1 pseudogene is annotated in these 493 nt (G+C 53.8%); it reads left to right on the plus strand.

Annotated features, from left to right (window positions below):
• Positions 1-493: pseudogene (gene ftsI / locus K0040_RS22455) on the plus strand (peptidoglycan glycosyltransferase FtsI); the annotation flags it as partial.

Genomic DNA, 493 nt, shown 5'->3' on the forward strand with positions numbered 1-493 from the left:
GAAATCAAAGACGTGGCTCGCTACAGCGAATTAACCCTGACCGGGGTATTACAGAAGTCGAGTAACGTCGGTGTTTCCAAGCTGGCGTTAGCGATGCCGTCCTCAGCGTTAGTAGATACTTACTCACGTTTTGGACTGGGAAAAGCGACCAATTTGGGGTTGGTCGGAGAACGCAGTGGCCTATATCCTCAAAAACAACGGTGGTCTGACATAGAGAGGGCCACCTTCTCTTTCGGCTACGGGCTAATGGTAACCCCGTTACAGTTAGCGCGAGTCTACGCAACTATCTGCAGCTACGGCATTTATCGCCCACTGTCGATTACCAAAGTTGACCCCCCGGTTCCCGGTGAACGTGTCTTCCCGGAATCCATTGTTCGCACCGTGGTGCATATGATGGAAAGCGTGGCGCTACCAGGCGGCGGCGGCGTGAAAGCGGCGATTAAAGGCTATCGTATCGCCATTAAAACCGGTACCGCGAAAAAGGTCGGGCCGG

The sequence above is a fragment of the Terrisporobacter petrolearius genome (assembly GCF_020748185.1).
GTDB lineage: Bacteria > Bacillota > Clostridia > Peptostreptococcales > Peptostreptococcaceae > Terrisporobacter > Terrisporobacter petrolearius.